Genomic DNA, 21,506 nt, shown 5'->3' with positions numbered 1-21,506 from the left:
GAAATGCTTAAATTATAATCTTCATTCTTTTGCATGAGGTATTCATTTATTATTAGTAGATATAGTAAATACAATAAATTGCAAAGGAGATGCTAGACAATGAGGATTACAAAAGTGAAGCTATACGCGTATGATGTAGATAAAATGAAGGAATTTTACTGCAATCATTTAGGATTTGCATTAATAACGAATACGGATAATTTTGTTGATATAGCTGTTGGTGAAAGTATTATCACTTTTGAAAAAATACCTTCTTATGTTAAAAAACAATATCACTTTGCATTAAATATTCCATGTAATTTGTTTCAACAAGGGAAAATTTGGGTGAAAGATCATGCAGAATTATTATTTTCAGAAGGACAGGATGAAGTATATTTTGACAGATTAAAGGCTCATTCATGTTATTTTTACGATCCAGAAGGAAATATTATAGAGCTCATTTCAAGGCAGGAAGTAAATCCAAAACAAGATGCCGACTCTTTTTCACCCGAACATGTACTAAATATTGGTGAAATGAATTTAACGTCGGATGCTATTGATTCAGTAGCTAATAGTTTAAAAGCATACGGTATAACGCCAATGAATAATAACGAAATTCGTTCAGAAGCTCTCACATTTATGGGGAATTATGAGGATGGTGTAAATTTGCTTTTAGGACCAAGTGAACGTATTTGGTATTTTTCTGATAAAAAAGCGATTGTTAGTCCCATTAAGATAGAAATCAATAAAAATTTGCAGCTATGTATGACAGAGAATGGTGATTTTACCATTTCGCAGTTATAAAAAATATTCATCAGTTAATTAAATCATAGATTCTGTATTGTATATTTATTCGAAATTGGAAGGGGGATATTTATGAAGTACGTAATTAGTGAAGAAAACCCAACGATTGGGGCATATAAAGCTTTACATCAAACAACAGGCTGGATGCGAAAGGACTTTATACGTATGATCAACAATATCAAGCAATTTCTAACAGTTGGTATAGCGCTTCTATTTATGATGATAGGACATTAATGGCTATGGAAGAATTATTTCTGATGGCATTTATCAAACCTTTATTTGTGATGTCATGGTGCACCATGATTATCGACGAAAAGGGGTTGGCACAATGGTTATGGAGGTCTTGTTAGAGCATTGTCAAAAAGAAAATATAAAATGGATTCAGCTTTCATGTGCAAAGGGTAAACAACCTTTTTATCAAAAACTTGGATTCAAAGTACGTGATCCCGATGCTCCAGGAATGATGTTATTTAATGAGTAGTTTTAATAATACTATTAATCATAAAGGAGTTACAGTTGTTTGAAAGCAAAATGCATTAAATTATATGAATTTGGAAGCCCTAAGGACGTTGTGAAGTTTGAAAATAGAACGATTGCACCTCCTCAAGAACATGAAATTCTTGTTCGGATGCTGGCACGACCTATTAATCCTTCTGATTTAATACCAATATGGGGAAAGTATGCTCATCGCATTTCTTTACCAACTATCCCTGGCTACGAAGGAGTGAGGATTGTAGAGGATGTAGGCCCGTTTGTTTCTCAAAATCTTATCGGAAAGCGTGTATTACCGTTACGAGGAGAAGGGACTTGGCAGGAAATTGTAAGGACTAGCGCAGAATTTGCTATTCCAATTCCTGATTCAATAGATGATTTTACTGCAGCCCAAATGTATATCAACCCAATGACGGCGTGGGTAACTTGTACAGACATATTACAATTGCGACCAAATGATGTATTAGTAGTGAATGCTTGTGGGTCCGCAATTGGACATATTTTTGCTCAACTTGCAAAATTGTTAGGTTTTCATCTAATCGCGGTCACGAGAAATAATAGTCATACTGACGTTTTGATTCAGCTTGGCGCTTCTTATGTGATAAATACCTCAATAGAACCGCTCTATGAGACAGTAATGGAACTAACAAATGGTAAAGGTGCTGATGCAGCTATTGATTCCGTTGGAGGGGCAGCAGGTAATGAACTTGCTTTCAGTTTGAAACCTGGAGGCAATTTTTTAGCAATTGGTCTTTTATCAGGTGTACAAGTGAATTGGCAAAGTATCGTTAAAGAGGCAAATGTAAAGGCAAATATGTTCCATTTACGTCATTGGAATAAGCAAGTCTCGATTGAAAGATGGCAAAATACATTTAATCACTTAATTGATCTAGTTAATAGTGGTGCGTTAAAAATGATGGCAGTTGATTCTTATTATGATTTGTTAGACATTAAAAAGGCGATAATGGCCGTTGAATCTTCTAAAGCCACTAAAGGGAAGATTTTTTTGACTTCTTTCAGCAGTAGTTAAAGCCTCGGAAGGATCAAGCTATTGACAGCCTATAGAGATACGAAGGGGAATCTAATCTACCCTTCGTTTTTTTAGCTTTGGATAGGTATTCGATCTCTAGCACTTGATTTGACCAGTTGTTAGTGATGCAATAGTTGGGTGGCATCATGATCAATCAGTTTCCTCAAAAGTGCTACCATTTCTGGCACATATGAAAAAGTACAACCTTCGTACTATATATCTTACTACTTTTATACGCTCTTCCCTTATAAAATACATGAATATATGTTAATTTGATGCAATTTACTTTAAATCTGCTAATAACCATTATTTCGGGATATTATTTGATAAAATGAAACTCTTGTTTATAAGTTGATTAGAGTGAAAATGGGGTGACCACTTGTGATCAGCGTTAAAAATGAGATATAAATTAGTTTGATGTTTTTTAGGAGATGAAAGTATGAAAGAAACAATTTCTGCTGTTTGTTTAACAGCTGAAACCAAAATTAGAATGATGAAGCATAGACCTGTGAATTATTTACTGCAGGCAATTTTTGGAGGGCTTTTTGTTGGCTTTGGCATTTTGCTCATCGTTACTATTGGAGGCTTATTGAGTCCTGCTGGGGTACCAAGTATGAAAATCGTACAAGGATTAGCATTTGGTGTGGCCCTTAGTATGGTCATGATGGCTGGGGCAAATTTATTTACGGGTGATAATTTAGTTTTAACGGTTAGTACACTATCAAAAAAATCCTCTCCGTTAGAAATGTTAGGCATTTGGATGTCTAGTTACATAGGAAATTTCTTTGGTGCTCTTTTAGGAGCGGCATTATTTTTTTACTCGGGGCTAGCAGCAGGAGACACAGCAGCTTACATTGAAAAACTGGCTACAGCTAAGATGAGTGGTAGTTTCATTGAACTTTTATGTCGAGGTATTTTATGTAATTTGCTTGTATGCTTGGCAGTATGGTGTACCTATAAATTAAAGACAGAGACTGGGAAAATAGTGATGATTTTCTGTTGTATTTTTCCTTTTGTTACAATCGGATTTGAGCACTGTATAGCAAATATGACATTGTTTTCACTTGCTCTTTTAGTACCTCATGGTGAACTAGTATCGTTTGCTGGAGCCTTTTCAAATTTATTACCTGTAACACTAGGTAATATTATTGGGGGAGCGGTTATTGGTTTTGTCTATTGGGTAAATGCAAAAGAGTAATATTTGAATGACTCTTGCAATTAGTATCTTTACTTATTAGGAGAATTAATAACATATTATGTGTTATAGCAGTTTTACATACAAAGGGTAAATCATGAGATTATTTGAAGTAAAATTAACGGATGAATACTTGACAAATCCCATCTATTAATACTTTGACTTTGAGATAAATCATAGATAGAATGACAAGTAGAGTTACTTATGTGTAACTCTACTTTTTTAACGTCGTGTTGTTGCGGCTGCCGCTTCGCTTTCGTGCAGATAAAACCCTGTTATTGACGCTACGTTAGCACTGCGCTTTCGCACAAAAAACATCTGTTGCTGATGCTGCGCTTTCGCACAAAAAATATCTGTTGCTGACGCTACGCTTTCGCACAAAAAATATCTGTTGCTGACGCTACGCTTTCGCACAAAAAATATCTGTTAGCCTAAAGCCTCTGGTGGATGTCAATATAATTAATTTCGTGAATTTAATAGATAGATTAATAGATTATATAAAAGTGAGGAGGAAGACGATCATGAAACAAGAAGTGAATCAACATACCATCCTTCAAGCAATTTTGGAGCTTTCTAAGCAAATGCAAGAAATGAAATTAGATCTTCAGCAACAAATTGGAGCTGTTAAAGGAAGTTTAGAGGAGAAAATTGAAGCGGTCGAAAGAAGATTAGAAGAGAAACTCGATACAGTCGAAAGAAGATTAGATGAAAAAATCGAAGTAGTGGAAGCAAAGTTAGATAAGGTTGAACAAAATTTAAGCAAAAAAATTGATGTTTTAGATTCAAAAATTGGAATTGTATCACTTGATTTATTAGAGACAAAAGCTGAAGTATCTGTTCTTCAACAAACAAAATAGTATAAGTTAACTTACCGTAACCTAAAGGGGTACGGTGTTTTTTTTCTTTATTCAGAAATGTCTTATGTGGAGCAAGCAATGCGACAGTCACAATTACGCTAAGGTGTATTTGATGGTATAATATTATTTGAAATAAATGGCTAGAAGGAGTGAAAAGATTGTTAAAAACAGAGGTATTTGAACAATTAAAAAAGGCAATGAAAGAAAAGGACGTATTAGCAAAAGGCGTACTATCGCTTTTGAAATCTGCCCTAGATTTAGCTGAAAAGGAAAAGGGAGAAGCTTTATCGACTGAAGAGGAAATTGCTATCGTTAATCGTGAGGTTAAGCAAACAAATCAGGCATTAGAGGGTGCTCAAAATGCAGGACGAGCTGACTTAATTGAAAAAGAGGAAGCGAAATTAGTACTATTAAAATCATTTTTGCCAAAGCAATTATCTGAAGAAGAAATTGTAGAAAAACTTGTGGCAGCTGGCGTTGTCAAAGGGATGAATATGGGGGAAGCGATGAAAATTGCAAAACCTCTATTAACTGGTCAAGCAGAAGGTGCTATTATCTCAAAAGTTGTGAAAAGTTTAATTTCATAATTATAGTTTAATCGGATCGCCTTCCATGTAGGTGATCCGATTATTTTGGTTAATATTCGTCTTTTTACTTTGCTGATATCCAAGAAGTAAATTTCCTTTTAGTAACTATTGCTAAATGCGAAAATTATCCATATACTATTAATTAACCACTGGTCAAATAAGGAGGACGTTATGTCACCACGTAAGCCGTCAACAAAAGATCTGACGAAAGAAATGATAATAAATGAGGCGCATAAGCAATTTATTACGAAGAATTTTTACCAAGTATCGATGCGCAGTATTGCTAAAGAACTTAGCTGTAGTCATGGGGCTATTTACTATCATTTTAAAAATAAAGCTGAAATTTTTTACGCAATTTTAGGTAATTATTTTTCGGAACTAAATAATACTTTAGATGAAACTGTAAATGGCCCTGAAGATAATAACACAAAACTGCTCAATGTTTTTGTAGGCTTTATGGCGTTTGGTTTAAATAATCAAAGCCAATATGAATTAATGTTTATGATAAGGGACAGTGAAATTGATGGACTTTCACAAGAGGCAGCAAATCTTAGTTATGAAAAATTTGCACAATCTGTACAGTCCTTATCAAAGACTGAACTGTTAATTTCAGATATACATTCTACATTTATTGCTCTGCATGGTTTTGTCGCTCATTATCGTCACTATGTAAAAAATTATGAGGAAGCGAAAGAGGCGGTAGATGTTCATGCAAAATTTCTTTTTAAGGCCTTAACATAAGGAAATGTAGTTCTAGGTTACAAATAATCTAGAGCTTACTTTTTACAGTGATTTGACCGGTGGTTAATAAAAGGGGGTATTCTGTTTGAAAACTGCATTAGTTGTTGGTGCGTCTGGTGGGATGGGCTATGCTCTTGTAAATGAATTAGTAAGCCGAAATATACATGTAAAGGCATTTGCTAGAAATAAAGAAAAATTAGTGGCACTTTTTCAGCATCACAAAAATGTCGAAATCATTTCTGGCGACGCATTTAATGAACAGGAAATGATGAAGGCTTCAAATGGTGTGGATGTTATTTTTCATGCTATTAGTTTTCCGTATCAGGATTGGGCAAAGCAACATAATCGATGCTTAGATATGGTCATTAAAATAGCCGAAAAGCAAGGAGCAAAGATTGCGCTTGTTGATAATATTTATGCATATGGGAGACAATCCACAAATCGAATTACAGAGGAGACGAGAAAAGAACCCCAGACAAAGAAGGGGAAAATTCGTTTAGCAATGGAAAACAAATTGAAGGAAAGTAATATAACCTCGTTAATCGTTCATTTGCCTGATTTATATGGACCGAATGCAGAGAATACAATACTCTATGAAACGTTAAAAAAAGTTGCACAAGGTAAAAAAGCTAATTTTGTCGGAAATATGCAGGTGAAAAGGGAATTCCTTTATACAGTTGATGGGGCAAAGGCTATGGTTGAGCTTGCTTTACGAGATGACACATATAATCAGAATTGGAACGTGCCAGCTGTTCATACAATTACAGGGGAAGAACTAGTAAAAATTTTACGGGACATCACAGGCTACAAAAAAGGTATTCGTACAGTCTCTAAAGGGATGATACGTCTTATCGGAATTTTTTCTCCTTCTATGAAAGAAGTAGTTGAGATGTTGTATTTAACAGAAAAACCGGTCATTTTAAGCGGGGAAAAATACGAAAAGGAAATAGGCACGTTACCGGGTACTTCATATAGAGTAGGGCTAGAAGAAACGATTAAATGGATGAAAAAGAGGGTATTAAAATAGAAGTACTTTTAAAAAGCATAACAAAAATCCGCATAGACTTCTGTTGGGAGAAACTTACCCACAAAAAGTATAGCGGATTTTTGTGATCAGAAAGAAGAATATTATTGCTTAGTTTTTCTTATAACTGAAATTTTTGGATGATATTGCGAAGTTGCTGTGCCATCTCAGCTAAATTATTGGACGACGCAGTAATCTCTTCAATACTTGCTGATTGTTCTTCAGAAGCAGCTGCTACATTTTGAATGTTTCCAGATGCTTGAACGGCTACTACACCAACCTCCTCTACAGAAATGGCGATGCTATTAACGCCTTCGTTCATTGTAGTAATGATGTTGTTAACTTGATCCATTTCTTGAGTTAGTTCAGTAATATGTGCATTGATTTCTTTAAAAGCTTCACCTGATGCATTAAAAGTAGTAGAGCTTTCAGCCAGATTATTACTGCTTATTGCCATTGATTTTACGGCTTGGGCAGACTCTTCCTTAATTGTTTCAATACGTGTTCGAATACTATTCGTTGCAGCTAATGATTGGTCAGCCAGCTTACGTACTTCTTCTGCTACAACTGCGAAGCCTTTACCATGCTCACCAGCACGAGCCGCTTCAATCGATGCATTTAAAGCAAGTAAATTTGTTTGATCAGTAATTTCATTAATTAATGTCACGATGTCACCGATCTCATTTGTGTATGTGCTTAAACGTTCCACAACTACCGAAGTTTCTTGAATTGCATCAGATGTTACAGCCATCTTTTCAGTAGCATTTTGAATCGTCGAATTGCCTTTCTCTGAAATAGAAGATGCACTAAATGCCTTAGTAGTGACATCATTAACGCTCGTTACAACTTCTGACATCTTTGTAGAGATTGTTGTAATATGATGTTCTACTTCTTCAATAGAGGAAGTTTGTTTTTCTGATCCCGCAGCTACTTCTTGCATAGAAGAAGTAATTTGTTGAATAGATGCACTTGTTTGCTCAGAGCTTGCTGTTAACTCTTCAGACATAGCAGCTACTTGCTCAGCATTTTCAGCAATTTGCTGAATAAGCGAGCGTAAGTCTGCAGTCATATTTTCAATGCCTTTAGAAAGCTGTGCAATTTCATGAGAACCCTTAATACGAAGTGGTTCCACAGCTAAGTCTCCTTTTGCCACCTTACTCACATAACCAGTCATATTTTTAATTGGTTTTATAATGCCTTTACTAATGAAATAAGCCACGATACCACCAAATATCACAAAAATTAAGGTCATAATGATACAATTCCAAATAATCTTTGTATGAAGTTCAGAAATGAAAGAAGCGTCCATATCTATACCCAAAAGCATATCAGTATCTTTAAATGGTATAAAAATGGATTTATGAATACCGTATTCATCTTTATAAATTTCACTAGATTTAACGGTTTCAAAATCTAACGCTTCACGCATGTCTTTACTAAAAACATAGTCTTCTTGTTGATTATCTTTATTGCTTAATGCAACAATATGTTCCTTGCCATTTGCACGTGAAAGGACGTAGGCATTTTCAATATTAAACTTTTTAAGTGTTTCATTTAATTGATTTAATAGTTCTTCATATTTATCCTTATCACCGTCATCTGCAGCTTTGACGTCGTTTATGTCTATATCTTCAAAAATAGTTTTAGAAATAACATCTAAAGATGACTCAAATTGTGTAATAACGAAATTATTGATAATTTGATTGGACGCAATAAATAATACGACGCTAAATAAAATTGAAATAATAGTAATAGGAATAGTAAAGCTAGCAATATATTTATAAAGTAAAGAACTCTTTAGCTTAGTTACTATATTCAACTTTAGCATCCTCCAAAACTTTTAACTTTTGTTGTAAGAAATGAATCATATCACCAATATGCTCCGTCTCAGTATAAGGAGAAATAGAGAAGAATTTTGCAGCAGCGACTGGCATCTGTTGTTTTGTATCACTCGTGATGACAGTGCAAACTCGTGTTGTATCACCGAAAAATACTTCGTCACGACCTTCACCTATAATCTCAAATAAAGAAGCGTTAAGGCCATTAATATATTCAATCTGATCTTGTGTATAGCTACCTGACTGTTCAGATTTCCAATTAAAGCCTTCAGGATACAAACGAAATGCTGTGACTGGTCCAATATTATCCTCATTGACTACTTGTAACATTGGAGTCTTTTCAGCTAACTGCGCACGGAATGCTAAATTGACACGCACATAATTTGCTAATATTTGTTGGTAGCCTTCTTTACCAAAGGCTTGTAATGCTGCATAAATAGCAATTGAACTACCCATACGAGAGCACTCTAATGTATAGCCTGTGTGATAAGAACCATAGCCTCTATTGCCTACATAAGGTGTGTCGAAGTCTTCAATATCTAACAACTGCAAATGTTTACCTTCTTTTATTAAGAATAGGCTAGTTAAATACGGCGTTTGACCAAGCTTTTGGAAGTCAAAACAAAGGCTATCAGCGATAGGCAGATATTGCATACGTTCTTTAATTTGTTCTAATCCTTGTAAAACATCAGACTCGAACTGAAGTGGATTTGCCTTAAAATCATAATCATTGAAAAAGGCATAAAAACCACCTAAAGCTGAATCAGCATGAATATGTATTGGTTTTAAGGAATATTTTTGTTCAAGGTTAGTTGTAACGTTTTTGATCGCTTGTACATCATCGATGGCAAATTGATCTGTAGCACCAGTTGTAGCTACTACATACACCGGAATGCCACCGTTTTCTATAACTTCCGTCATGCGAGCTTGTAAGTCTTCGATATCCATTGAATGATCTTTTCCAGCTTTAACACGAATTAAATGTTTGCTCCCGATGCCCACTGCTTCGATTGATTTTAATAAGCTGTAATGCGCATTTTCTGAAGCGAAGCAATATAAATTATTTGGTACGCCATCTTCCTTTGCGTTAGGGAATTGTTTAGCGATAGCAAGACGTAGCCCACTGAAAACAGCCCCTTGTCCTCCCCATGTTGTGTAGCCAAAGCTTTGCGTATAGTCGTAACCAACTAACTTCGACATCATTGCTACAACTTTTACCTCACATTCTGCGGCAGCTGGTCCGTATACATCCCATAGATTGTTACCGTTAAGTAAGGCACTTGTAAATTGACCTAAAATGCCAGGAATGCTGGCCATTGGTAAAACATTTGTTACAAAGTTGCGTGTATGGTAAGGATGTCCTTGCATCAATTGTGTTAATCCATCCACAACCTGATCAAGTCCTACACCTGAAGTTGGTACTTGATGATCTTGCATTAGCTCTTTGTAAAAATTGTCAGAACGCTCTTTCATCGGTCCAAGAGTTGTTATTTTTGGATTCTTTAACTCATCTAATGATGAAACAATTTTCTCTAACAGAGATAAAAAATTCTCTCTTTGTTCGATATTTCCGTCTTCGCTTTGGAATAATTGTTGGATTTTTTTCATGTTTATCATCCTTTGTAGTTCATTTTTCCTCTATTTTTTTATTGCATAAAAATAGGTCGTTTTACTAAAAATATAATAGCATATTATAACAAAAAATGAATTTATATTTTCTTAAAAAATTAATTTTTGACATTTTTAAATAATCTAATTAATTGAAAAGGGAGATTTGCTAATAGGATATTTGTACAAAGGTTGTGTTAAAGAGGGTTTTTGTGACAATTATGAGAGAATTATTATAAAAAATAGTGAATGTTAAGCATTGTAGAAAATAAATACTTAATGATAAATACTATGACATGAATAATTTTTGATTTAACAATAAAGTGAAAGTTTTAATACTTTATGACTATTGGAGAGAGTACTACTTTAGTCAAAACAGAATCTGCATAGATGCAAATTCTGTTCTATGGTCGCTTTATTCGAATTATTGCAATAGCATTCCCAAAACTCACATAAAGTTTTTTCTTGTTTCGCATACCAATAATTTTTTCAACGATAAACCATACTATTTATTGAGGTGAAAAAATGTATAAATTGCTATCACATAATGATTTAGATGGCGTAGGTTGCGGAATTTTAGCCAAGCTAGCTTTTCATGATCAAGTAAAAGTAAGATACAATTCAATTGCGTCGCTTGACCGAGAGATTGAGTACTTTTTAGATAATAACCAGCAAGATACTTTTTTATTTATTACCGATTTATCTCCGAATGAGAAAATTGAAAAAAGATTGAATGATTATTATAACGCAACTGGCAATGTTCAACTGCTTGATCATCATAAAACGGCTCACCATTTGAACGAGTATGAATGGGGTAAAGTAGTAGTCGAAGATGAAAACGGATATTTAACATCAGCAACATCCTTATTTTATCAGTATCTTATCACACAGGGGTTAATAGAAAAAACGAATTCCATCACAGAATTTGTAGAGTTAGTGAGACAGTACGATACATGGGAATGGGAAAAGAATGAAAATCACCAAGCACATCGATTAAATACTCTTTTTTATTTGGTGTCCATCGAGGAATTTGAAGAAAAAATGCTTGAACGTTTAAAATCAAGTGAGCAATTTGATTTTGATGAATTTGAAAAGAAAATTTTAAACATGGAAGAAGAGAAAATAAAACGTTATATCCGCCGGAAAAAAAGGGAACTAGTGCAAACAGCAATGGGAGAATTCTTTACAGGTGTGGTTTATGCAGAATCTTATCATTCCGAGCTTGGTAATGAATTAGGAAAAGAAAATGTACACCTTGATTTTATAGCTATCTTAAATATGGGAGGCAAAAAGATTTCCTTTCGAACGATTCATGATCATATAGATGTTTCGGCAATTGCAGGAGAATTCGGAGGGGGAGGCCATCAAAAGGCAGCTGGTTGTTCTTTAACAGATGAAGCTTATAAGCAGTACGTGGCACAAACATTTCATATAGAACCAATACCAGAGGATGCGAAACGAAATAGCTATAATTTAAGGTTTTCTTCTTTTGGGACATTGTATAAAAACCTCAAGAAAGAAATTTTCCTCCTATATTCAATAAGTGATTTTGATTGGGTAATTGAAAAAAATAAACTTCCATTAGATCAAAACTTTACAAGCTTTTATGAAGCGGAATGGTTTTTAAAAAGAAATTATCAAGCATGGTTAGTGAAAGATGAGGTATTTGTAGATTATTTAATGGGAGAGGCTAGAAAGATTCGACAGCAAGAGTAAGGGATATAGATTATTCCTTTCATAGTGTTATTGTGTGAATGAAATGATTAAGGTGTCAGACAAAGCATGGCTCTTCGGTAAAACGAGTGGTTGATTTCCGTTCCGACTGAGCGCTTTGTTTTGACTGTGCGAAAGCGAAGCGACAGCAACAATATGGTTTTGACTGTGCGAAAGCGAAGCGACAGCAACAATGTAAGTGAAGAAAGCGGTTTGACGCTAGCTCATATGAACGCGAGGCCTGAAACTGAATCACCCTCATTTTGCAACAATCACAAAGATTTCCTTACCATTTTGTTCTTCAAGTTTTTCAACGCATTAAAGGAATATAAATTATTCCTTTTGATACATAGTGAAATCCGTCACGCCTTGACATTGTTAGAGGTTATATAATGTTCAACTGAAAACTACAATAAATAAAAAGCATTTGTGTAGACATACTTTCTTAGAATGAGGTGTACATGATGTCCAATGATTTGATAGTCGAGGGTCAGCCTAAGGAAAATCGAGGACGTAAAGCATGGTTTATTGTAGTATTGCTTTTCTTGGTAGTTACTTGTGTATTTGTTTTTTATTTTTTGTTTTATAAGGAATTGAATTTTGAAGCATACAAAACAGTTGTTGGTAAAACTACCGAAAATAAACTTGGACGTTTAACATTAAATGAAATAATAATTGACGATAATCAGATCTTATTGAATGCTACCTTTAAGCCAGTAAAGGATGTAAATTTCGATGATCAAATTTATCTCTTTCCACAAGTTTTTGTGAATGGGAAAGAATTCACGGTTAGAAATGGAGGACAGTCCATCGCACAATCCGATAAGGTTTTTACCATCTATAGTAGTGTGAAATTGAGTGAACTACCAAAGGACAAAATATTAAATTTAGATATTCGCTATAACGACTGGAACGGAGAAAAAAAGATTGACGAGCCGTGGGAATTTCAAGTGGAAGCTTCACAAAAGCAATTACAAGAAGATAGGAAGACGTTCACTGTTGCGAAAAAAGTGAAGCTATTAGATGGTCAAGAGATAACGATAGAGAAGGTTATTTCTACACCAATATCAACAACGATTTACTTTCATTCTGAGAATAGCCTGTTAAATGAAGCGATACATTTTAAAATCCAATCAGCATCAGGAGAATCTTGGGACTTTAACACTGCGTATCCTTTAAACGAAGATTATACGAAGTGGGGTGTTCGCCTCGATGCAGTATATTTAACAGGGAAGGGCTATGAGCTAATTCCTGTTGCTGTAGATGGAAGTGAACTCGGTTCTGCTGTTAAGATTAGGGAAAAATAACTATCCTTGATTAACCTTAATTTTATTAAAAACCATGCGTGTTGATTAGGAAATAATAGATTTACTATTGAGTGATAAAAGGAATTTTTTTGTTTTTTTTGTGGATTATCACCATAACGTGTGGTTGATTTCCGTTCCAACTGGGCGCTTTGTTGCTGTCGCTTCGCTTTCGCACAGAGCAAAGCTTCCTGGGGGCGTCCGATGAGCCGCTTCACTCGCGTTGTTCGCTCCAGGGTCTCATCTGTGACGCTAATCCCCAAGGAGTCGCCCAGTCTCCACTCCAATCAACTAATATACAAAGCATACGTCTTAACAAATGTCATCCACAACTTTTGGTGATGATCCCTTTATGTTGCTATTTTGTTAATATATCCCTATTTTGTAGCCCGTAGCAGAAATCAGAGCCTTCTAAATTAATATGGATAAAAATAGATAATCAACATACCAAAAAAATTTTACAATATCTTAATCCAAGAGGAGGTTTCCCCCGCGTAATATAAATATAGACGATATGGAAAGTAGTTGAAGATATTGCGTAGGTTATGGGAAATTTTTTTAGTTTCGCTTAAATTAGGTTGTACATCCTTTGGGGGTCCCACTGCACATTTAGGGTATTTTCAAAATGAATATGTTCAAAAGCGTAAATGGTTATCTGATCATGACTACAGTCAGCTTGTTGCACTCAGTCAATTTTTACCCGGACCAGCATCGAGCCAGGTAGGGATGGGGATCGGCTTATTAAGAGGCGGAATTTTTGGTAGTATTGTGTCATTTCTTGGTTTTACATTACCGTCAGTTTTGCTGCTTATGGCATTTGCCTATTTTTCTACACAGACTGAGTTGGAGATGGGGTGGGTTCTTGGCTTAAAATTAGTAGCGGTTGCGATTGTTGCACAAGCTATTTTTGATATGTCAAAAAAATTAATCCTTAGTATTCGCCATTTTATAATCGCTTTGTTAGCACTTGTAGTAGTGCTTTTATGGATGCATCCACTTGCACAGGTAACTGCTATTTTCTTTGCTTCTGTCATAGGCTATCAATTTTTTAAGAAAACGGCTGAGAGGGATGACTTAAAAGAAGCGGTTATACCTATTTCAAAAACGACTGGTGTATGTTTTTTAGCGCTGTTTGTCATATTGCTTGTTGGTTTACCAGTAGCTAGCCCATTTATTCAATATGAATGGTTTACGATGATTGAAAAGTTTTATCTATCAGGTGCATTAGTGTTTGGTGGAGGTCATGTCGTGTTGCCTTTACTAGAGGCACAGTTTGTTCAAGGTGGATTGATGAGTTCTTCGGATTTTTTAGCTGGCTACGGAATGACACAGGCGGTCCCTGGCCCATTATTTACGTTTGCCTCCTATATAGGTATGGTCATTGCTGGAGTACCAGGGGCCATCATAGCTACAGTAGCTATCTTTTTACCAGCTTTTTTACTAATAGTAGGGGCAATGCCTTTTTGGCTTGCACTTAACCGAATCGCTGGATTAAGGGGAGCGATTGCCGGAGCAAATGCTGCGGTTGTTGGGATTTTAGCTGCTGCTTTTATTCAACCTATAGTAACGCAAACTATTCAAGATGGAACAGATATACTAATAGCTTCAGTATTTTTATTGCTTTTAATACGCTGGAGAATTCCACCTTATTTACTTGTGCTAATAGGTGTTGTAGTAGGTGTTATTTTTAACTAAGCTCAATGTAATTATAGTTGCATCGAATAGCTTACTTCCGTAAAGGTTCAACGTCGAGATACTAGTGCATGAGTGCTTGCCATTGAAACTGTGAATCAGTCTCAAACATTAGATTTTTATTATACTATCAAAACACTTTGATAGTAGTAACTTATTTGCCATCGAACATACGAGCGTATTCGAACTTAACAATCGAATACGCTTATTCATTTGAAAAAAATTAATAATTTCAAAGGAATACATAGCCAAAAAATTTAGTGACCCTGGCGAAATTTCCGAGATTTTTCGTTAAATCTGTGCATTCGAATTAATGTTACGCAATTCAGTGTAATTTCCTCGACGGTTATAGTAGCAGCTGTTGCTGAAATACATATCAAGTTCATGTATTTAGTAACAAGTTCAACTTAAACGTGTCATTCTAAATGGTTTGATTCATAGCGTTCTCCTGAGTGTTTGTTTATAATGAGGAAATGGAAAAAGACTTAACGAGAAAGAAGGGATAGCTATGGCACGAGGTGTTTACATTCATATTCCTTTTTGTCATCAAATTTGCAACTATTGCGATTTCAATAAATTTTATTTTAAAAATCAACCTGTGGATGAATATATAGAAGCGCTGGGCAAGGAGATGGAGCTTGCTACAAAAAAATATCCCGAGAGCTTTACACAAATCGAAACGATATTTCTTGGAGGCGGAACACCAACAGCCTTATCGCCTCAACAATTAGTGAAACTTCTTGAGCTTATTCGTACGTATATTCCGATGAGCAGTGTGACAGAATTTACATCAGAGGCCAATCCGGACGAGCTGTCAGAGGCAAAAATGCGTGCATTGTTTGATGGTGGTGTAAATCGCTTAAGTATGGGTGTGCAATCTTTTGATCAAGAGTTGTTAAAGAAAATAGGTCGTACACATAGCAACAATCACGTCTATGAAACAATTGCCTTGGCTAAAAAGGTTGGTTTCAGAAATATTAGTCTAGATTTAATGTATGGTTTGCCGGGGCAGACGATGGCTCAATGGAAGGACACCTTAGAAAAAGCATTTGCGCTTGATTTACCACATTTTTCAGCGTATTCACTAATCGTGGAGCCAAAAACGATTTTTTATAATCAATACACAAAAGGTAAGCTACATTTACCGACTGAAGATCTTGAAGCGGATATGTATGATGTGCTAATGAACCAGATGGAGGCACATGGACTTCAACAATACGAAATTAGCAATTTTGCACAAGCTGGTTTCAGTTCTAAACATAACAAAATTTACTGGGAAAACGATGAGTATGCAGGCTTTGGTGCTGGTGCACATGGATATCTAGCTGGTGTGCGTTATTCAAATCACGGACCGTTGAAAAAGTATATGGAGACAGTGAATGCAGGGGAACTACCAATTGTGTATGAACATGTTGTAACAGAGAATGAAAAACGAGAGGAGCAAATGTTTTTAGGTCTGCGTAAAATAGAAGGAATTACACACACTATATATGAAGAAAAATTTAAGGAATCGATGCATGTGCGTTATCGACATGTCATTGAAAAACTAGTCTCAGAAGGTCTATTGGAAGATGATCCAAAAGGAATTCGTCTTACGCGAAAAGGTCGTTTTGTAGGTAATGAAGTATTTCAACAATTTTTGCTAGAAGATTGAGCGATATCGTTGACATAAAATGTGGGATTTGATAACTTATTAATAGTATTAGCACTCCTCTTGATTGAGTGCTAACAGAGGTGATAATCATGCTAACAAATCGGCAATTACAAATATTGCAAGCCATTGTAGACGACTTTATTATGTTTGCACAGCCGGTAGGTTCTCGCCAAATCTCCAAAAAGCAAGAGATTACATTTAGTCCAGCCACGATTCGAAATGAAATGGCGGATTTAGAGGAATTAGGCTTTTTAGAAAAAACGCACACTTCCTCTGGTCGAGTGCCTTCGGAAAAGGGTTATAGATTTTATGTAGATCATTTGTTGAACCCACAGGGCATTAATTCAAGGGACATTCAGCAAATCCAATCAATTTTCAACGATCGTTTAGTAGAAGTGGAGCATATTATCCGAAAGTCTGCCAATATTTTATCAGAGCTGACATCGTATACATCCATTCTTTTAGGACCTGATGTTCACAGACATCTTGTTAAACGATTTTCAATTGTGCCACTCTCTAGCGATACAGCAGTAGCGATTATCGTAACGAATAACGGACATGTTGAAAATCGGATGTTTAATTTACCGCCTAATTTTACCGCTTCTGAATTAGAGAAAATGGTTAATATCTTAAATGACCGCCTAGTTGGTGTGTCATTAGAGGATATTCATATAAAACTCGAAGCTGAAGTGCTAGCAGTATTACAGCAGCATGTTCGATCAGCGGATGATTTTGTTCACGCTCTCGTTACAGCGACGATGCATAATTCGGAAAGTAAAATTTACTATGGTGGTAAAACAAATATGTTCAACCAACCGGAATTCCACGATTTAAATAAAGTCCGTATGATTTTGGACTTAATGGAAACGACTAGCCAAGTGCAGTCGCTCTTCCATCCCAATGAATCGGGCATTCAAATTCGTATTGGCTCGGAAAATAAACAGTTAGAAATGGAAAACTGTAGTGTCATTACGACCACTTATTCTATTGGTGAAGACCAGCAGGGGGCTATCGCAATTATTGGTCCTACACGTATGGATTATAAACGTGTTGTTGCTTTACTAGACGTAATGCGCATGGATTTAACACTAGCCTTTACGAAGAATCGTAGTGATTGATAATGAGGAGGATTCAAGTGACGGAAACAACTGAAAACAAAGACCTTGTACAAGAAGAAAAGAATGTACAAGCTGAAAATGAAGTAGAAGTAGAAGTAGGACAAGAAACTGAATTAACAATCGAAGAACAGTACGAAGCAAAGCTAGCTGAGTTACAAGCAAAGCTAGACGATGAGGAAAATCGTCATCTACGCTTACGTGCTGACTTCGATAATATACGTCGTCGCAGTCAACTCGATCGAGAGGCTGCTGAAAAGTACCGTGCTCAGAGCTTACTCTCAGATTTATTGCCGGTGATCGATAATTTTGAGCGTGCTTTACAAGTTGAAGCAACTTCAGAAGAAACTGCTTCTATCGTAAAAGGTATCGAAATGGTGTACCGCTCTCTACTAGAAGCAACTGAGAAGGAAGGCTTACAAATTATTAAAGCAGAAGGTGAGCAATTTGATCCGAATGTTCACCAAGCTGTCATGCAGGAGCAAGATAGTGAAAAAGAAACGGGTGTTGTCTTACGCGAGCTACAAAAAGGCTATATGTTAAAGGATCGTGTATTACGCCCAACAATGGTATCTGTAAACGAATAGTCATAGCACTATTTAGTCAATTACATTTAGTAGAAAACGCATCCTTTGCGTTTAATTAATAGGAGGAAATTTTAATGAGCAAAATTATTGGTATTGACTTAGGAACAACAAACTCTTGCGTTTCTGTACTTGAAGGTGGGGAACCGAAAGTAATTCCAAACCCAGAAGGAAACCGTACAACACCATCTGTTGTTGCATTCAAAAATGGTGAACGTCAAGTTGGTGAAGTAGCAAAACGTCAATCAGTAACAAACCCTAACACAATTATTTCTATTAAATCTAAAATGGGTACATCTGAAAAAGTTAAAGTGGAAGATAAAGAATATACTCCACAAGAAGTATCTGCAATGATTCTACAATACTTAAAAGGTTATGCGGAAGATTACTTAGGTGAAAAAGTAACAAAAGCGGTTATTACAGTACCTGCTTACTTCAATGATGCTCAACGTCAAGCTACAAAAGACGCTGGTAAAATCGCTGGTCTAGAAGTAGAGCGTATTATCAACGAACCAACAGCTGCTGCACTTGCTTATGGTTTAGATAAACAAGATCAAGATCAAAAAGTATTAGTATTTGACCTTGGTGGTGGTACATTCGACGTATCTATTCTTGAATTAGGTGATGGAGTATTTGAAGTATTAGCAACAGCTGGTGATAATAAACTAGGTGGGGACGATTTCGACGACGCTATCATTGAGTATCTTGTAGCAGAATTCAAAAAAGAAAATGGCATTGACCTTTCAAAAGATAAAATGGCTATGCAACGTTTAAAAGATGCAGCTGAAAAAGCGAAAAAAGATTTATCTGGTGTAACATCTACTCAAATTTCTTTACCATTCATCACTGCAGGTGAAGCGGGTCCATTACACTTAGAAATTTCTTTAACTCGTGCAAAATTTGACGAAATTACATTACCATTAGTAAACCGTACAGTAGGTCCAGTACGTCAAGCATTATCTGATGCAGGTCTATCAACATCTGAAATTGACCAAGTAATCTTAGTTGGTGGTTCTACTCGTATTCCAGCCGTACAAGAAGCTGTACGTAAAGAAACTAATAAAGAGCCACACCGCGGTGTAAACCCTGACGAAGTTGTAGCAATGGGTGCTGCTGTTCAAGGGGGCGTATTAACTGGTGATGTAAAAGACGTAGTTTTACTTGACGTAACTCCACTTTCATTAGGTATCGAAACTATGGGTGGCGTATTCACAAAATTAATTGACCGTAACACTACGATCCCAACATCTAAATCACAAGTATTCTCAACAGCAGCTGACAACCAACCAGCAGTAGACATTCACGTACTGCAAGGTGAACGTTCAATGGCAGCAGATAACAAAACATTAGGTCGCTTCCAATTATCGGATATTCCACCAGCACCACGTGGTGTACCACAAATCGAAGTAACTTTCGATATTGATAAAAACGGTATCGTATCTGTTAAAGCGAAAGACCTTGGTACTAACAAAGAACAAACAATTGTTATCCAATCTGATTCTGGTTTATCTGAGGAAGAAATCGAACGTATGGTAAAAGATGCTGAAGCAAATGCTGAGGCGGATACTAAACGTAAAGAGGAAGCAGATCTTCGCAACGAAGCAGACCAATTAGTGTTCCAAGTTGACAAAACAATTGCTGACTTAGGCGAACAAATTTCAGAAGAAGAGAAAAAATCTGTTGAAGATGCTCGTGATGAACTGAAAAAAGCGCTTGAAGCTGGCGAATTAGAAGGCATTAAATCTGCTAAAGAAAAACTAGAAGGCGTATTACAGCCATTAGTTATGAAAGTATATGAACAAGCTGCAGCAGCTGCTCAAGCAGCTCAAGGTGGCGAAGCAGGTCCAGATGCGGCCGCTGGTAAAAAAGACGACGGTATCGTAGACGCTGACTTTGAAGAAGTTAAAGACGATAAATAATAATTAGTAACTAGTTAAGTGAAAAAGCCAAAGACCGCTTGCGGCTTTGGCTTTTCTCTTTATTTTTATATATTTCATCAAACTGCACTTTAATTGTCTAGTTCTATAGGTTATGTGTAGGGAAAAGTGAAAAAACATATATTGTTACATTTTTAATGAATATTTAATAATAAAAATAGAGGCAGTTTTTTTAACTGCATGATACAATAGATTTTATGCAAAAAGAGCGGAGTGTGAATCATGGATAAACGCGATTACTACGAGGTGCTTGGTTTAACGAAATCGGCTTCTAAAGATGAAATTAAAAAAGCCTACCGTAAATTATCAAAACAATACCATCCTGACCTTAATAAAGAGCCAGGTGCAGATGAAAAATTCAAAGAAATCGCTGAAGCTTATGAAGTATTAAGTGACGATCAAAAAAAGGCGCGCTATGATCAATTTGGTCACGAAGATCCAAATGCAGGCTTTGGTGGTGGCTTCGGAGGCGGCGGCTTTGGCGGCTTCGAGGATATTTTCAGTTCGTTCTTTGGTGGTGGCGGTCGCCGACAAGACCCGAATGCACCACGCAAAGGTGATGACTTACAATATCGTATGAATATTAAATTTGAGGAAGCGATTTTTGGGAAAGAAACAGAAATCGAAATTCCTAAAGATGAAGTATGTGATACTTGCCACGGTTCTGGTGCAAAACCAGGAACTAACCCTGAAACATGTTCAACATGTAAAGGTGCTGGTCAAGTAAATCAGGCAGTGGATACACCATTCGGCCGTATGATGAATCGTCGTACTTGTTCGACATGTCAGGGTGCAGGTAAAATCATTAAAGAAAAATGTTCATCTTGTCGTGGCGAAGGAAAAATCCAACAACGTAAGAAAATCAAAGTAACAATCCCAGCAGGTGTTGATGATGGTCAGCAAATTCGTGTGTCTGGTCAAGGTGAACCAGGTATAAATGGAGGGCCAGCAGGAGATTTATATATTATGTTCCGCGTTCAAGGACACCAAGAGTTTGAACGTGATGGCGATGATATTTATTTCGAACTGAGACTGACATTCCCACAAGCAGCTCTTGGTGATGAAATTGAAGTTCCTACTGTTCACGGGAAAGTAAAATTACGTATTCCTGCGGGGACACAGTCAGGTGCGCAATTCCGTCTAAAAGACAAAGGTGTCAAAAATGTACATGGCTATGGCACAGGGAATCAATATGTAACAGTAAAAGTTGTAACGCCAGAAAAGTTAACAGAAAGACAAAAACAAATACTACGTGAATTTGCGGAAATTAGTGGCGATATTCCTGAAGAACAAGGAAGTTCACTTTTTGATAAATTTAAGAAAAAATTCCAAGGTGAATAATTAGAGGAGCT

At 36.1% G+C, this 21,506-nt stretch carries 20 protein-coding genes; 17 read left to right on the top strand and 3 right to left on the bottom strand.

Annotation, left to right across the window (positions count from 1 at the left end; genetic code table 11):
* Positions 1-99 precede the first annotated feature (99 nt).
* The 5 genes from BFJ97_RS05495 (at position 100) to BFJ97_RS05480 (ending at position 3,503) form a co-directional block, all read left to right on the top strand.
* On the top strand, positions 100-783 hold the full coding sequence (locus tag BFJ97_RS05495) for a VOC family protein (RefSeq protein ID WP_068983650.1): 684 nt from the start codon (positions 100-102) through the stop codon (positions 781-783).
* A gap of 72 nt (positions 784-855) precedes the next feature.
* The gene (locus BFJ97_RS25055) at positions 856-1,017 is read left to right on the top strand and encodes a hypothetical protein (RefSeq protein ID WP_223553638.1); all 162 of its coding nucleotides are present in this window, start codon (positions 856-858) and stop codon (positions 1,015-1,017) included.
* Positions 1,018-1,072: 55 nt separating this feature from the next.
* Positions 1,073-1,264, top strand: coding sequence for a GNAT family N-acetyltransferase (locus BFJ97_RS25050; protein ID WP_254660120.1), 192 nt, complete (start codon positions 1,073-1,075; stop codon positions 1,262-1,264).
* A 39-nt stretch (positions 1,265-1,303) separates the two neighbouring features.
* On the top strand, positions 1,304-2,305 hold the full coding sequence (locus BFJ97_RS05485; protein WP_068983649.1) for a zinc-dependent alcohol dehydrogenase family protein: 1,002 nt from the start codon (positions 1,304-1,306) through the stop codon (positions 2,303-2,305).
* 439 nt (positions 2,306-2,744) lie between these two features.
* Positions 2,745-3,503, top strand: coding sequence for a formate/nitrite transporter family protein (locus tag BFJ97_RS05480; protein WP_068983648.1), 759 nt, complete (start codon positions 2,745-2,747; stop codon positions 3,501-3,503).
* A gap of 219 nt (positions 3,504-3,722) precedes the next feature.
* Here BFJ97_RS05480 and BFJ97_RS23995 read toward each other — a convergent pair whose 3' ends face one another.
* On the bottom strand, positions 3,723-3,914 hold the full coding sequence (locus BFJ97_RS23995) for a hypothetical protein (RefSeq protein WP_139114381.1): 192 nt from the start codon (positions 3,912-3,914) through the stop codon (positions 3,723-3,725).
* Between the two features lie 107 nt (positions 3,915-4,021).
* Here BFJ97_RS23995 and BFJ97_RS05475 point away from each other — a divergent pair, with 107 nt between their 5' ends.
* The 4 genes from BFJ97_RS05475 (at position 4,022) to BFJ97_RS05460 (ending at position 6,712) form a co-directional block, all read left to right on the top strand.
* The gene (locus BFJ97_RS05475) at positions 4,022-4,357 is read left to right on the top strand and encodes a hypothetical protein (RefSeq protein ID WP_068983647.1); all 336 of its coding nucleotides are present in this window, start codon (positions 4,022-4,024) and stop codon (positions 4,355-4,357) included.
* 158 nt (positions 4,358-4,515) lie between these two features.
* Positions 4,516-4,944, top strand: coding sequence for a GatB/YqeY domain-containing protein (locus tag BFJ97_RS05470; protein WP_068983646.1), 429 nt, complete (start codon positions 4,516-4,518; stop codon positions 4,942-4,944).
* Positions 4,945-5,115: 171 nt separating this feature from the next.
* Positions 5,116-5,685, top strand: a complete 570-nt coding sequence (locus BFJ97_RS05465) for a TetR/AcrR family transcriptional regulator (protein WP_068983645.1) — start codon at positions 5,116-5,118, stop codon at positions 5,683-5,685.
* A gap of 85 nt (positions 5,686-5,770) precedes the next feature.
* Positions 5,771-6,712, top strand: a complete 942-nt coding sequence (locus BFJ97_RS05460) for an SDR family NAD(P)-dependent oxidoreductase (protein ID WP_068983644.1) — start codon at positions 5,771-5,773, stop codon at positions 6,710-6,712.
* A gap of 118 nt (positions 6,713-6,830) precedes the next feature.
* On the opposite strand, the gene BFJ97_RS05455 is transcribed toward BFJ97_RS05460, so the two are convergent.
* Positions 6,831-8,537, bottom strand: coding sequence for a methyl-accepting chemotaxis protein (locus tag BFJ97_RS05455; RefSeq protein WP_254660119.1), 1,707 nt, complete (start codon positions 8,535-8,537; stop codon positions 6,831-6,833).
* Positions 8,512-10,155, bottom strand: a complete 1,644-nt coding sequence (locus BFJ97_RS05450; protein ID WP_068983642.1) for a pyridoxal phosphate-dependent decarboxylase family protein — start codon at positions 10,153-10,155, stop codon at positions 8,512-8,514. The genes BFJ97_RS05455 and BFJ97_RS05450 overlap by 26 nt, the downstream gene beginning before the upstream one ends.
* Positions 10,156-10,680: 525 nt before the next feature.
* Here BFJ97_RS05450 and BFJ97_RS05445 point away from each other — a divergent pair.
* The 8 genes from BFJ97_RS05445 to dnaJ all read left to right on the top strand — a co-directional run bounded on the left by BFJ97_RS05445 (position 10,681) and on the right by dnaJ (position 21,495).
* A complete protein-coding gene (locus BFJ97_RS05445) occupies positions 10,681-11,871 on the top strand; it encodes a DHH family phosphoesterase (RefSeq protein ID WP_068983641.1) in 1,191 nt (396 codons plus the stop codon).
* 461 nt (positions 11,872-12,332) lie between these two features.
* Positions 12,333-13,175: a DUF4179 domain-containing protein gene (locus tag BFJ97_RS05440; RefSeq protein WP_068983640.1), complete on the top strand. Its 843-nt coding sequence runs from the start codon at positions 12,333-12,335 to the stop codon at positions 13,173-13,175.
* Positions 13,176-13,706: 531 nt separating this feature from the next.
* On the top strand, positions 13,707-14,867 hold the full coding sequence (chrA, locus tag BFJ97_RS05435; RefSeq protein WP_083226919.1) for a chromate efflux transporter: 1,161 nt from the start codon (positions 13,707-13,709) through the stop codon (positions 14,865-14,867).
* 505 nt (positions 14,868-15,372) lie between these two features.
* Entirely contained in the window at positions 15,373-16,518 is a 1,146-nt protein-coding gene (hemW, locus tag BFJ97_RS05430; protein ID WP_068983638.1) for a radical SAM family heme chaperone HemW, read from the top strand.
* Between the two features lie 89 nt (positions 16,519-16,607).
* Positions 16,608-17,636, top strand: a complete 1,029-nt coding sequence (gene hrcA / locus BFJ97_RS05425) for a heat-inducible transcriptional repressor HrcA (RefSeq protein WP_068983637.1) — start codon at positions 16,608-16,610, stop codon at positions 17,634-17,636.
* Positions 17,637-17,638: 2 nt separating this feature from the next.
* The gene (gene grpE / locus BFJ97_RS05420) at positions 17,639-18,220 is read left to right on the top strand and encodes a nucleotide exchange factor GrpE (RefSeq protein ID WP_439097994.1); all 582 of its coding nucleotides are present in this window, start codon (positions 17,639-17,641) and stop codon (positions 18,218-18,220) included.
* A gap of 74 nt (positions 18,221-18,294) precedes the next feature.
* Positions 18,295-20,136, top strand: a complete 1,842-nt coding sequence (gene dnaK / locus BFJ97_RS05415; RefSeq protein WP_068983635.1) for a molecular chaperone DnaK — start codon at positions 18,295-18,297, stop codon at positions 20,134-20,136.
* Between the two features lie 240 nt (positions 20,137-20,376).
* Complete coding sequence (gene dnaJ / locus BFJ97_RS05410) at positions 20,377-21,495, top strand: molecular chaperone DnaJ (RefSeq protein WP_068983634.1); 1,119 nt, start codon at positions 20,377-20,379, stop codon at positions 21,493-21,495.
* The last annotated feature ends 11 nt before the right edge of the window (positions 21,496-21,506 follow it).

Origin of the sequence: Lysinibacillus xylanilyticus (assembly GCF_001708185.1) — a bacterium.
Classification (GTDB): domain Bacteria; phylum Bacillota; class Bacilli; order Bacillales_A; family Planococcaceae; genus Lysinibacillus; species Lysinibacillus xylanilyticus_A.
Note: the sequence above shows the minus strand (reverse complement) of the source record. Positions and strands in the feature narration are given on the sequence as shown.